At 63.1% G+C, this 12906-nt stretch carries 12 protein-coding genes; 5 read left to right on the top strand and 7 right to left on the bottom strand.

The window, feature by feature from the left end:
- Positions 1-13: 13 nt before the first annotated feature.
- From BTO02_RS23905 to BTO02_RS23890, 4 genes are all read left to right on the top strand, one after another.
- Positions 14-1351, top strand: coding sequence for an MFS transporter (locus tag BTO02_RS23905; RefSeq protein WP_075159689.1), 1338 nt, complete (start codon positions 14-16; stop codon positions 1349-1351).
- Positions 1352-1451: 100 nt separating this feature from the next.
- Positions 1452-2243 (top strand): SDR family oxidoreductase, encoded by a 792-nt coding sequence (locus tag BTO02_RS23900; protein WP_075159688.1) that lies wholly within the window; start codon positions 1452-1454, stop codon positions 2241-2243.
- A gap of 546 nt (positions 2244-2789) precedes the next feature.
- Positions 2790-3251 carry a (2Fe-2S)-binding protein gene (locus BTO02_RS23895; RefSeq protein WP_075159687.1) on the top strand — a complete coding sequence of 154 codons (462 nt, stop codon included), beginning with the start codon at positions 2790-2792 and terminating at the stop codon, positions 3249-3251.
- Positions 3252-3254: 3 nt separating this feature from the next.
- Entirely contained in the window at positions 3255-5453 is a 2199-nt protein-coding gene (locus tag BTO02_RS23890) for a xanthine dehydrogenase family protein molybdopterin-binding subunit (RefSeq protein ID WP_075159686.1), read from the top strand.
- An 88-nt stretch (positions 5454-5541) separates the two neighbouring features.
- Here BTO02_RS23890 and BTO02_RS23885 read toward each other — a convergent pair whose 3' ends face one another.
- The 7 genes from BTO02_RS23885 to BTO02_RS23855 all read right to left on the bottom strand — a co-directional run bounded on the left by BTO02_RS23885 (position 5542) and on the right by BTO02_RS23855 (position 11250).
- Positions 5542-6591, bottom strand: a complete 1050-nt coding sequence (locus BTO02_RS23885; RefSeq protein ID WP_075159685.1) for a GlxA family transcriptional regulator — start codon at positions 6589-6591, stop codon at positions 5542-5544.
- Positions 6592-6684: 93 nt separating this feature from the next.
- Positions 6685-7734 carry a HoxN/HupN/NixA family nickel/cobalt transporter gene (locus tag BTO02_RS23880; protein WP_075159684.1) on the bottom strand — a complete coding sequence of 350 codons (1050 nt, stop codon included), beginning with the start codon at positions 7732-7734 and terminating at the stop codon, positions 6685-6687.
- Positions 7735-7775: 41 nt separating this feature from the next.
- Positions 7776-8129, bottom strand: coding sequence for a nitrile hydratase accessory protein (locus BTO02_RS23875; protein WP_075159683.1), 354 nt, complete (start codon positions 8127-8129; stop codon positions 7776-7778).
- 10 nt (positions 8130-8139) lie between these two features.
- On the bottom strand, positions 8140-8763 hold the full coding sequence (gene nthA, locus BTO02_RS23870) for a nitrile hydratase subunit alpha (RefSeq protein WP_075159682.1): 624 nt from the start codon (positions 8761-8763) through the stop codon (positions 8140-8142).
- A 16-nt stretch (positions 8764-8779) separates the two neighbouring features.
- Entirely contained in the window at positions 8780-9523 is a 744-nt protein-coding gene (gene nthB / locus BTO02_RS23865; RefSeq protein ID WP_075159681.1) for a nitrile hydratase subunit beta, read from the bottom strand.
- Positions 9520-10542, bottom strand: coding sequence for a CobW family GTP-binding protein (locus BTO02_RS23860; protein WP_083615338.1), 1023 nt, complete (start codon positions 10540-10542; stop codon positions 9520-9522). The genes nthB and BTO02_RS23860 overlap by 4 nt, the downstream gene beginning before the upstream one ends.
- Before the next feature lie 204 nt (positions 10543-10746).
- Complete coding sequence (locus BTO02_RS23855; protein WP_075159680.1) at positions 10747-11250, bottom strand: DUF1097 domain-containing protein; 504 nt, start codon at positions 11248-11250, stop codon at positions 10747-10749.
- Between the two features lie 935 nt (positions 11251-12185).
- Between BTO02_RS23855 and BTO02_RS23850 the strand changes: the two genes are divergently transcribed.
- Positions 12186-12788 (top strand): hypothetical protein, encoded by a 603-nt coding sequence (locus BTO02_RS23850; protein ID WP_232243650.1) that lies wholly within the window; start codon positions 12186-12188, stop codon positions 12786-12788.
- Positions 12789-12906: the final 118 nt, after the last annotated feature.

Below are 12906 nucleotides of genomic sequence, written 5' to 3'. Positions count from 1 at the left end.
TTCTGGAGACGTTATGAATGCCACTACCGTTGACGAAGGCACGAGCGTCATTCATCGTCTTGCCACGCGCAAGGCGATGGCAAGGCTTATCCCATTGATGTGCGCGATCTATTTCCTGTCGTTCATCGACCGCACGAATGTCGCGCTCGCCAAAACCGCGCTTGCCGCGGACCTCGGCATCAGCGCCGCCGCGTATGGTCTCGGAGCGGGCATTTTCTTTATCGGCTACGCGCTGCTCGAAGTTCCGAGCAATCTGGCCGCACATCGGGTCGGACCGCGCAGATGGATCGCTCGCATTGCCGTGAGCTGGGGCGTGTTGTCGACAGCGATGATGCTCGTGCAAGGAGAGTGGTCGTTCTACATCCTTCGCGTTCTGCTTGGGGTTGCCGAAGCCGGACTGTTCCCGGCGCTCATGTACATGGTGACCCTGTGGTTCGCGCCGAAAGATCGTGCTGTCGCAGTCGGCTGGATTTACACGGCCCCGTCTATCGCACTCATCGTCGGTAATCCGCTTGGCGCGGCGCTGATGCAACTGGGCGGCGCCGGCGGTTTGCGCGGGTGGCAATGGATGTTTCTGCTGGAGGGCGTGCCGACCATCGTGGCGGGCATCGTTCTTTATTTCAAGCTTCCGGACCGGCCCGCTTCGGTTGGATGGCTAACCGCGCAGGAAGCGCAAGCCCTTGAATCGCACGCGGTCATCGACACCCATGGTCATGCGGAACTGTTCTCGGCAGACTGGCTCGCAGCAATCAGGCGGCCCACCACGATCCTCATCAGTCTGATTTACTTCCTGAATCAGGTCGCATTCGTTGGTCTGTACTTTTTCACGCCCGCAATCGTCGCCCAGATGCATGTGACGTCGCCACTGCTCGTCGGTCTGCTGTCGAGCAGCGTGGGTTTTGGCTTCCTCGTCGGAGTGCTCGCGCTTCCGCGCATTCACCGTCGCATGAGCAACGACTGCGCATTTCTCGGCAGCCTGACTGCAGGCCTCGTCATTAGCGGCTGCGCGTTTATCGCGACCGGAAGCCAGACGGTTCAAATCATTCTTCTTGGTACAACGGGCTTCTTCGCGGGCGGCATTCTGCCGTCGTACTGGGCAGTTGCGATGAAGCGCCTTCAGGGCGTCCAGGCCGCCGCCGGTCTCGCCTTCATCAACACGGTCGGCTTGCTGGGCGGATTCGCCGGTCCTTATCTGTTCGGTCTGGCGGAGACGCTCAGCAAGAGAAGCGATTCGGGCTTTCACGTCATCGTTGCGGCGTCCGTCGTCGGCCTGGGCCTGGTGCCGCTTCTCGCGCGGGCCATTCGCGCTGAAGAGCGGCCCGCAGCCGCGCACATGGCCGCAGTCCAATAAAACATCGAAGGTCGATTCGCCGGGCTGCTCTGCCCGGCACATTCTCGCCGACTGCTATCGCCACGGGATTATTCGACTGGCCATTCGATCAGGATACCCTATGAACGTCTTTGAACGCATGAAGCCGCGATCTGGGCTGCGCGTATTGGTTTCGGGTGCGGCATCCGGTATCGGAGCGGCAATCGCAGACGCGTTTCTCGAGGCCGGCGCTCGCGTCTATATCTGCGACGTCGACGCGTCAGCGATCGAGCGGGCCAAAGAGCGCAATCCGGAACTTCACGCCGGCGTGGCCGACGTGGGCAACCGCCGGCAAGTCGACGACCTGATCGACGACGCCCGCACGAGGCTTGGCGGACTCGATGTTCTCGTCAATAACGCGGGCATCGCGGGGCCCACGGGCGAGGTCGAGGCGATCAGTCCGGATGATTGGGACCGCACCATCTCGACGAACCTCAACAGCCAGTATTACTTTCTGCGCAAGGCCGTTCCGGTCCTGAAGGAAACGTCGGATTGCGCCAGCATCATTGCGATGTCGTCGGTTGCCGGGCGCCTCGGCTACGCGTTTCGCACGCCGTATGCGGCCACCAAGTGGGCCATTGTCGGGCTCGTGAAATCGCTCGCGATCGAGCTCGGACCAGGCAACATCCGCGTCAACGCCATCCTGCCCGGCGTCGTGCAGGGCGAGCGCATGGACCGCGTGATTGCCGCCCGCGCCGCATCGACAGGCGTCACCTTCGAGGCGATGAAGGACGAATACCTTCGCAAGATCTCGCTTCGCCGGATGGTCAGGGCCGACGATATCGCTGCGATGGCACTGTTCCTCGCGTCGCCGGCGGGTCGGCACATCTCGGGACAAGCGATCAGCGTCGACGGCAACGTCGAATATCTCTAGAAAGGCTGCGCATCGCGGCCTCTCTTCAGAAAGCCGGTGGAATTCCGCCAGAACGAAGAAGGGAGACATCATGGCAGCGATACACCCCGGTCGTCCGCAGGTTGCGTGCGTGGCTTGTCCGGCAATCGTTCGGTTCTCGTGGGTTGCGGCGGCGACGGCGACAGCGCTTCGGCTCATCAGGCTATCGCACTCGGGTCTCAGGACGACCGCCGCGCTCATCGCAACCGTCGCGTCTGAATGCATCGCGCATCGTGTGGCCGCCCGCCGGTCATCATTCATCATGCTGACCACATGATCAAACAGGATTAGGCAAGCTTTCCGGAGTTTCGAACAACCCTTATCCGCGCGTTTTCGGCGAAACTCTGGCACGTTGCCGCCGCCGCGTCCGGCCTCACTCGCGGACATCAACCGAGACGCCCGGCAATGTCTTGCGCATCCGCGCCACGCGGAACATGCGCCGCTGACGGCCGCTAGCCGGCAGCGCAGCCCTGCGCCACGCATGCGCAAACGCACAACCACAAAACCATCCTCTCCACGGAGCAGTCGATGTCGACCACGTTGATACTCAATGGCAAGTCCACCACGCTGGACGCCGATCCCAACATGCCGCTCTTATGGGCGATTCGCGAAGTAGCCGGCCTGCACGGCACGAAGTTCGGCTGCGGCATGGCGCAATGCGGCGCTTGCACGGTACATCTCGAAGGCCAGCCGATCCGCTCGTGCATGATGCCGCTGTCGGCGGTGGCCGGTCGCCACGTCACGACCATCGAAGGGCTGCACAGCAAACAGGCGCAAGCGATCCAGGCCGCATGGGTCAAACATCAGGTGCCGCAGTGCGGCTACTGCCAGTCGGGCCAAGTGATGTCGGCCACCGCGCTGCTCACTGAAAAGCCCGCGCCCACCGATGCGGACATCGATGCCGCGATGAGCGGCAACATCTGCCGCTGTGCGACCTACACGCGCATTCGCGCTGCGATCCACACGGCTGCCGAATCGATGCAGGGGTGAACGATGACGACCGATATCGTGGATGTACAGCGCCCGGCACGGCGCACGTTTCTGAAAGGCGTCGGCACTGCTGCCGCGCTCGCGCTGACCATCGGCTTCGAATGGGGTGGCCTCGGCAAACACGCGCTTGCCGCGCAAACGCCGGCCGGCAGCGGCACGTTTGCGCCCAATGCGTTCCTGCGCATCGGCGCCGATAACAGCGTGACCGTCATCGCGAAGCACGTCGAGATGGGCCAGGGTGCCTACACCGGCATTGCGACGATCGTCGCCGAAGAACTCGATGCCGACTGGTCCAACGTGCGCGTCGAAAGCGCGCCCGCCGATGCGACGCGCTATGCGAACCTTGCGTTCGGCAAGATGCAGGGCACCGGCGGCAGCTCGGCGATGGCCAATTCGTGGACACAGCTGCGCGAGGCCGGCGCGAAGGGCCGCGCGATGCTCGTTTCGGCCGCCGCGCAGCAATGGCAGGTGCCGCCTGCGTCGCTGCGCACCGAGCGCGGCGTCGTGTATCACGACGCGAGCGGCCGGCACGCAAGCTACGGCTCGCTGGTGGCGCAGGCGTCTGCGCTGCCGGTGCCGGAAAAGGTGACACTGAAGGATCCGAAAGACTTCAGGCTGATCGGCACGCGTGTGCCGCGCGTCGATGTGCCGCCGAAAACCAACGGCACCGCGCAGTTCACCATCGACGTCACGTTTCCCGGCATGCTGGTCGCGCTGGTGCAGCGTCCGCCGCAGTTCGGCGGCACCGTCAAGTCGTTCGATGCGAGCGCAACAAAGGCCGTGCCCGGCGTCGTCGAGGTCGTGCAGATACCGCGCGGCGTCGCCGTAGTGGCGAAGAGCTTCTGGGCCGCGAAGCAGGGTCGCGACGCGCTGAAAGTGGAATGGGACGACACGCATGCGGAAAAGCGCAGCTCGGACGCCATCATGGCCGAGTATCGCAAGCTCGCCGAGCAGCCTGGCCTGCCGGCGCGTACCGAAGGCGACGCCGCGAAAGCAATTGCCGGCGCGCCTCGCAAAATTTCCGCAAGCTATGAATTTCCGTACCTCGCCCACGCGCCGATGGAGCCGCTCGACGCAGTCGTCAAGCTGAGCGCCGACAGTTGCGAAATCTGGGCCGGCGACCAGTTCCAGACCGTCGACCAGGCCAATGCGGCGCGCACTGCGGGGCTCGAACCGCAGCAGGTGAAAATTCATACGCTGTATGCGGGCGGCAGTTTCGGGCGGCGCGCGAACCCCGGCTCGGACTACATCGTCGAAGCGGTCTCGATCGCCAAAGCGCTGGGGGCAAACGGCACGCCGCTGAAGCTGCAATGGACGCGCGAATGCGACATTCACGGCGGCTTGTACCGACCGACCTACTTTCACAAACTCGAAGCCGGATTGACGAACGACGGCCAGCTGGTGGGCTGGCAGCACCGCATCGTCGGCCAGTCGATCGTTGCGGACACACCGTTCTCCGGTCTCGCGAAGAACGGTATCGATTCGACTTCGGTGGAAGGCGCGGCGAACATCGCCTACGCGATCCCGAACCTGTCAGTCGAGCTTGCGACCACGCGCGCCGGCGTACCGGTGCTGTGGTGGCGGGTGGTCGGCAGCTCGCACACCGCGTATGCCGTCGAGGCGTTCATCGACGAAGCGGCGCATGCCGCAGGCCAGGATCCGTACACGTTCCGGCGCAATCTGCTTGCCAACCAGCCGCGCATGCGCGGCGTGCTCGATCTGGCAGCGAGCAAAGCGGGCTGGAGCAACACGCCGCTGCCGCCGGGCAAGGGCCGCGGCATTGCGGTGGCCGAGGCATTTCACACCTTCGTCGCGCAGGTGGCCGAAGTCTCGGTGGACAAGGACGGCAAGGTCAAAGTGGACCGTGTGGTCTGCGCGGTCGACTGCGGCACGCCGATCAACCCCGACGTGATCGCCGCGCAGATCGAAGGCGGCATCGGCTATGGCCTCGGCGCCGCGCTGTACGGCGCGATCACGTTGAAGGACGGGCGCGTCGAGCAGAACAACTTCGACGGCTATCAGGTGCTGCGCATGAACGAAATGCCGAAGGTCGAAGTGCACATCGTGCAGTCCGCGCAGGCGCCCACCGGTATCGGCGAACCGGGCGTCGCACCGGTCGGGCCCGCAGTGGCTAACGCGATTTTTGCAGCGACGGGTAAACGGTCGTACTCGCTGCCGTTTGTTCAGGAGAAGACGGCCTGACGCGGTACGGCCAGGAGCAAATCACGGCGGGCCGGGTTCCGGAGTGCGGAAACCCGATCCGCCGTGCGTGATTGACCCGGCTCGGCGCTTACGCCGATGCGCTTCGCGCAGCGGACCCGGCCTTCTTCGACGCGGGCTTCGCCTCGCGCTCCGTGTCCTCCGCCGGCGTCGCGTTGCCGGTGCGAAAACGCTCGCGATATTCACTGGGGTTGATCTGCAGGCGGCGTGCGAATACGCGACGCAATGCATCGGTGCCATCGAACCCGCACTGTTTCGCGATCTCGCGTAGCGACAGATCGGTCGATTCCAGATAGCGCCGCGCAGCGTCGATACGTGCGTTGCTCAGGAATGTGATCGGCGTCATGCCGCATTCCTTGATGAAAGTTCGCGCGAGATTGCGCGAACTCATGTGCACGCGTTGCGCAAGCGATTCAACCGTATGTTCCACCTGCAGGTTGTCGAGAATGTAGTGTTGCAGCGCGCGCGTTTGCGAACCGGGCGCCGCCTGCGACTCGAGCAGCGGGCTGAATTGCGACTGGCCGCCCGCACGGCGCAAATACACGATCAGGTACTTCGCAACGTCGAGTGCCATCGCCTTGCCGAAATCTTCCTCGATCAGCGCGAGCGACAGGTCGATCCCGGCCGTTACGCCGGCTGTCGTGTAGATGCTGCCGTCGCTCGTGTAGATATGATCGGGCTCGATGCGCGCCTTCGGGAAAGTGGCCGACAGCCGCGGTACGTCCATCCAGTGCGTCGTCACGACGCGGTTGTCCAGCAGCCCTGCAGGCCCGAGCGCGAACAGGCCGTTGCAGATCGCGCAAAGCCGCCGCACGCGCCGGTACTGCTGGCGCAGCCATTCGCTCAGTGCGGGGTCGTCGAACACATCGAAAATGCCCAGACCGCCGGGCACGATAATCGTATCGAATTCGGGACAGACGTCGAAGATCGTGCGATCGGGCGTGACCGTCAGACCGCTCGACGACTGCACGGCGCCACGCGTCGTGCCGATCGTGAGCATTTCGTACTCGCATTCGCCGCGGCTCAACACCTTGACCTCGCCGAACGCGTCGCGCGGCCCGGCGATATCGAGAAGCTGGAAGCCGGGAAACACGACGAGGCCAATCTTGATGCGTTTCATCGAAGTCACCCGCGGATACGTGCAGCGATGGAGCCGACGTGGGCTGTCGGGCGGCGCCGGCATGACGGTGCGCCGCACCGCGCGACATACCGGTCAGACGGCGGCGACATCCCTGTCGTAGCCTTTGATTTTATAGAGCAACGCCGAGACGATCCAACCAGCGATAAAAATCCCGACGATGGCGTAACCGAGTGCGCCGAAATTGTCGTTGAGCGTGCCGACGAAATGCCAGAAAGGCCCCGACAGGCTCAGTACCTGTCCCGCGATGCCGAGCGCCTCGATCCCGCCGATCAACAGTGCCACGACGGTCGAGATCAACGTGATCGTCAGGTTGTAGTACAGCTTGCGCAACGGCTTGACGAATGCCCAGCCATAGGCGCCAAGCATCAGAATGCCATCGGTCGTGTCGACGGTCAGCATGCCGGCGGCGAAAAGACACGGAAAGACGAGGATGGTCCACATCGACAGGCCTTCCGATGCCTGCGACGCCGAAGTGCCGAGCAAGGCGACTTCAGTGGCCGTTTCGAAGCCGATGCCGAACAGCATGCCGAGCGGCAGCATGAGCCAGCTCGAGCGGACGAAACGAAACAGCGGCTTGAAGACGCGCGCGAGCAGATTGCCGTCGAATTGCAGCAGCCGCGGGTCGCCGATCTCCTGTGTGCGTCCGCCTTTCATCCGCCTGAATGCACGCACGAGGTCGGCCAGCAGAACGAGGTTGAGCACGCCGATCGCCAGCAGGAACGACGCCGACACGACGCTGCCGACTATCGCGCCCGTTTGTCGGAACGCATCGAAGTGATGCGCGAGCGCTTTCGTGGCCAACGCCACGACGACCGCGCCGACCACCACGGTCAGCGAATGCCCGAGTGCGAAGAAGAAGCCGACCGAGACCGGGCGCTTGCCGTCGTTCATCAGATTGCGCGTGACATTGTCGATCGCCGCGATATGGTCCGCGTCCATCGCATGACGCAGGCCGAAACTGTACGCGAGAAACGCCGCGCCGATCAGCGCCGGCGACGCGCGCAGGACCGCATACGCCCATCCCCAGGCGAACACGTTGATCAATCCAAGCGCGATATACATCGCAACGACTTTGCTTCGCGTCGAAGCGGCGGAGCGTGAGCTTCCGGTTATGGTAGACATGAACGGTGTCCTATGCGGTGTGTGCAGTGTGACGTCGTGAATCACGGAGCGATGGGGGCCGCAGTTTTGCGGGCGGTCAGCACGCGCTCGAGTTCGGCCCTCGAAATGATACCGCTCGACTCGACCACGCTCACGAGCGCTTCGAGGAAGCGCTCGTAATAGTCCCAGCGCGGCTGATTCGCACACTCGATCGACTCCCATCGCGCGATCGACGCGATCAGACTCTGCCTGAAGTCTTCCCACTCGAAACAACCGGCCTTCGAAAGCGAAAGGGCAAGCCCGAACACGTCGCGTTCCCAACGCTGGGTGAAGAACAGCTTGCCGTCGAGTCGCGGCGGCGAGTCCGGCTCGCCGAGCATCGATGCCGCGGCGTACTCCTCGAATCGCATGAACATCGTGCGCTCCCTAGGGTTGCGGGGCAGCGACCAGCGCAACGCCCATCATCGATTCCGGCGTGACCAGCGCGGCGAGTGCTTCCTCGCTCATGCCGTCGGTGTTCGCCGGGCGTTCGGGGATCACGAACCAGCGAATCTGCGCGCTACTGTCCCATACTTTCACCTCCTTGGTGTCCGGCACGCTGACACCGAACTCGCGCAGCACGGCGCGCGGTTCGCGCACGCCGCGCGCGCGGAACACCGGGTCTTTGTACCAGTAGGGCGGCAGGCCCAGCACCGGCCACGGATAGCATGAACACAGCGTACAGATGATCAGGTTGTGCACGTTCTCGTCGTTGGCGACGGCTGCCATGTGCTCGCCTTCCGCACCGGCCATGCCGACCGGCAGATCGAGTTCGGCGATCGCCGCGGGGGTGTCCGCGACGAGCCGCTTCCGGTACTCGGGGTCGACCCAGGCGCGCGCCACGATCTTTGCGCCGTTGAACGGACCCGCGACGGTTTCGAAATGACGCAGCACGGTGTCGACCGAATCGCTGCCGATAATGCCCTTTTCGATCAGCAGCGCTTCGAGCGCACGGACCTTCGCCGCACTGGTTGCCTCGCGGTCTTCAGGAAAACCAAAGATTTCGCTCATGTTGCCTTGTCTCCGTTCAGTTGGCGGCTTGCACGTATGCTTCGAACAGGTCCGCATAAATGGTCGTGTTGGGTTCGCTCTTGTCGGGGCCCCAGATTTCGGCGGCGTCGAATGCGATCCGATAGATGGGCATCGGCTGGCCGACGCCGTCGACGCCTGTCGACACGAAGTACGAGAAGCTGCCCGGATAGACCCGTTCGACTTTGCCGGTCCTGTTGCGCAAATAGCCCGGCAGGCGCGTGTGATCGACCGGATCCGGGTCGGCCACGCGGACCGTATCGCCCGCCGCGAAGCGCGGTGCGCGAACCGGCTCGTGAAAGCCCGAATCGCCGTTCTGCAGATACGCGTCGATCTGCGCGGCAAGCGCCGTATTTGGACTATCGGGTAATGCGGCATCAGGATGCGCGCGATAGAACGCGCTTTTCTCGTCGAGCTCCGCGGCGCTGATATAGCCCGCGTCGACGAAGAACTGGGCGATCCCGCCGAGCCACTTCTCGTAGTAGCGGTACTTGAAGTAATCGAACGGCTGCATGCCTTCCGCGCCCGTGCGCAGCGATGCCCACGTCCAGTTGCTTTTGAAGCGCGTCGGCAATTCCCTGACCGGATAGGCGTGCAATGCATCCGCCAGATGTGCGCTCTCGGCCATCATCGTGGTGTGGATGCCGAAGATGCGCTTCTCCCAAGATTCGACGAAGACTCGCGTGTCGAGATTGACCGGCCCAAGGTTTTCAATGCCTCCAATATGGTGCTGTAACTTCACGCTGTGCTCCCGATGGGTAATGGAATTTCTGCCGGTCCAATTGCGGCTGGGCGGACGACGCAATCGAGCAGACCCGCGCGCAGCGCGTCTGCATCGAGCGCGCGACCGATCGCCACGAGCCGGCTCTCGCGCGCTTCGCCGGCTGTCCATGCCTTGCCGAAGTTCGTCTCCGTCAGCATGTGCACACTGTGAAAATGCAGGCGCCGCGATTCGCCGCTGACGTTCAGCACGCCTTTCATCCGCAGCAGCGACGCGCCCTGCTTCTGCACGACCTGATTCGCCCAGCGGTTAAAGCGGATGCCGTCGAGCTCGCCCGGAATGTGAAATGCGCACGACTCGATGCTTGTGTCGTGCTCGTGGTCGTGTTCGTCTTCGGCGAGCAGCCCGGGTTCGACGGCGAGCAGATTGTCGATCGAGAAACTGCGCCGGCCGAGCAGCGCGTCGATATCGACGGCGGAGCGCATCGCAAAGTCGAGCGTCGCGGTCGGATTCAGCGCGCGGATGGTCGACGCGAGTTCGGCGACGCCGGGCGGCGCGACGAGATCGGTCTTGTTGATCACAATGCGGTCCGCGAACACGATCTGCTCGCGCGCGATGTCGTCGCTCAACTGGCCTCGTGCATGCCGTGCATCGACCACCGCGATCACCGACTCCAGTTCGACGTGCTCGCGCACCTTGGGATCGGCGAGGAACGTCTGCAGGACTGGCGCCGGATCGGCGAGGCCCGAGGTCTCCACGATCAGACGATCGAGACCGTCGCCGTAGCGCGCGAGCAGCTGCAGCACACTCTCGACGAGGTCGCTGCGCACCGTGCAGCACACACACCCGTTGTTGATTTCGATAACCGCTTGCTCGTCGGCTACGATCAAATGGCCATCGATACCGACTTCGCCGAATTCGTTCACCACGACACCGATCCGCATGGGCCGCGTGGCGTCGAGAATATGATTGACCAAGGTTGTCTTGCCCGCCCCCAGAAAGCCGGTGATGACTGTCGTGGGGAGTTTCCTGATTCGCATTTTGTCCTCCGTTTGTCGCGGGGCCGCGCTGATATATCAGCAAGATAATGGCTTTTTGCGCGGCAAAACCGCCGCTGTCCCTCTGTGCGCGCACATTGTCGCCAGACAGATGCGAGGACGGCGGAAAATGCCCGAATCGACCGAAACGGACAGATTCGCGTCTCCATGCACGTGCGTTCTGCGATGCGGCCTGAACGCGCGAAGCTAGTTGAGGCGCACGTCGCGCTTGAACGTCAACGCGTTACCGAGCCGCTCCGAGACAAAACCGAACACCGCGCCCGTGACAAGCGCGGCGGCCGCAACGAGCGCCGGATTCGACATGCCGGGCGTGGTGATCGCTTTGCCGGTGGCCACCGTCGTGCCGACGGTCGAAGCAAAGCCCCAGACGATCGCGGGCAGGACATCGAGCAGCCTGATCTTCGACGCCTGCACCATCGCGGCGCTGCCGATGCCTACGCAAATCGCGATGGCGAAGTCGCTCCGGTGAGTCGTCGCGATTGCAAGCAGCGTCAGCGAACTGATCAGCAGGCCGGTCAGATTCGAGGCGACGCTTTTCACCAATCCTGCTGTTCCTCCGCCTAGCACGAAGAACGACGCCCACGCGATAAACGTGACCCACACGGGCACGGGGAAGACCGTGCCCGTCAGCCACGTATCGACGACTGCCAGCACGCCGATGCTTAGCGTGTATGCCTCTGACTGTTTCATCAAACTCTCCGGTTGAAATGGATGCAAGCGCGACGACGGAAAAGCGGGGAAAAGCGCTTGAACGGCGAGTCTTCAGCGATTTCCGGGCCGTCCTGGCGACGCTGTCCGCGCCCTTGCGACGATTGGCCGGAAACGACGGAGCGGGTGTCCGAAACGAACGGGTCAGCCGTTCGACGGACACCAGCGACCTGGAGGAGAAGCGTGCGGAGGGAGACGCGAGATGGGGCAGAAAGGCTTTCGGTGGCCCAGTGTGGTGCGACAGTCACCGAATCCGTGCGTCGCGGTATGCACGGGCATGACTCGCGCTCCGTGCGAACCGCCATCATCGTGCGGCAACTAGTGTTTCCCCCCGCAATCCCGCTACAGGATGTGAGTATTCCCGCACGGAGTTTCCAATTCCGATCGAACACCATCCGATTGCCGACATGGTTTCAGCGGCGTTGGTTATCTGGCGCCGCCTTTGCGCATATAAGCGTTCCGGCAATGAAGCCGGACACATGAGATATGAATAGCGCCATCGCTAATGGCTAAAAGATGCCTGGCTGGCATCCCGAAGCCGTTGCCGGTGATCGACGGCCGATATGCGATATGCAAGCCATTGCATGAGCCATTTCGTACCGTCGCGATAGAGACCGTGAAATGCTCAGGAGATCGGATTTTCGGGGAGCGCTATGTAGTCACGAGAAGATTGTCGTCTGTTACGGCACATGTGGCTGCGTATCGGCACGGGGTCCATCAGGGAGGTCGCTCACGCATTTTCATTTGTCCTCTAGCTACGAGGTGAAACCATGAGAACTAAATCGTTGTTAGGGATTGCGGTTGCTTCGGTGGCTTTAGCGCCATCGCTGCAATCCATTCCAGCATTTGCAGACGGTCCAAAATCGGCATACGACAACGGCGGGACGGACGTATCGCTCGACCCCGGCGAAGAGCGTATGACAGCCGATGAGGAAAACAAGGCCCGCCAGAAAGACCTGAGCGATGCGTATCACAACGGCTACGCTGCCCGGGCGAAGGAGGACGCCGAAACGTACGCTTCGTTGCGGGATCAATTGAAGCAAACGGCGAAGCCGGCCAAGGCTAAAGATGTGCCGCCGCTCCCGCCTGGCATGCCGGGCGATGAAGAAGACGAGGCCGAGGTGACACCGGTCCCGCAACCGCCGCAGGCAGCGCAGCGCGCAATGGCGGCTCAGCCGCGCTACCAGGCTGCGGCGCAGCAGCAACCGAGGTATGCACCACCTGCGCCGCATTACCAGCCTCAGCCTGTTTATGCGCAGGCGCCGGCGTATGAAGACGGTCCTTCGCCGTATCGGCAGCAGCCGGTCTATGTGCAACAACCGTATGCGCCGCCGGTGCGTACGGTGCCGTATGTTCCCGTCTACGCGCAGGAAGAGTTTCCGCCGTACCCGGTGCAAACGGTCGTGCAGCCGGTCGTTGCAGTCACGAGTCCCTACCCCGTCTATCGGGCCGGGTATTGGGCCGGGTCGTATCCGAGGCCGTATGGCAGCGGGCCGATGATTTACCAGGTATGGCAATAAAGGCGTAGCGGGCCGGGTTGCGAACCCGAGCCCGCTCGACCGCTTTTGCGGCAAGTGTCCGAATATGTGGACACTCCGCGCGAATCTGGAGTTCGCCGATACGTCGGGCTATGATCCG

This window comes from Paraburkholderia sp. SOS3 (assembly GCF_001922345.1).
GTDB lineage: Bacteria > Pseudomonadota > Gammaproteobacteria > Burkholderiales > Burkholderiaceae > Paraburkholderia.
The sequence above is the reverse complement of the archived record's forward strand: the minus strand, read 5'-3'. Positions and strand labels throughout refer to the sequence as shown.